We start from the raw sequence: 296 nt of genomic DNA on the forward strand, positions 1-296 counted from the left end.
GCATCAAAATAAGCGTTCACATACGCTTCCGGCCCTTTATCCCAGTTATCATATTTTTTGCATTTGATGCCGGCAGCATCAAGCGCCTTACGCTTAATGGTCAGTGCGTCGAGAGAATCACAGGTGAACTCTTTACCGGCAATTTTCACAGCACCATCATTTGCCGTCATAACGGCGACCAGGCGCTTTGAAATGGCGTCTTCGGATGTCTGTTTTTTCATCTCCTCCAGTTCTTCATCCTTCGCATCAGCTTTGGCTTCTGCTGCTTCCTTTGCCGCTTCCGCGTCTTTTACACC

1 protein-coding gene is annotated in these 296 nt (G+C 48.3%); it reads right to left on the reverse strand.

What is annotated here, in order from left to right; genetic code table 11:
- The coding region (locus COJ96_RS28940) for a hypothetical protein (protein WP_218936540.1) at positions 1-296 on the reverse strand (296 nt) is incomplete at both ends.

Source organism: Bacillus sp. AFS073361 (genome assembly GCF_002567005.1).
Taxonomy (GTDB): Bacteria; Bacillota; Bacilli; order Bacillales; family Cytobacillaceae; genus Neobacillus.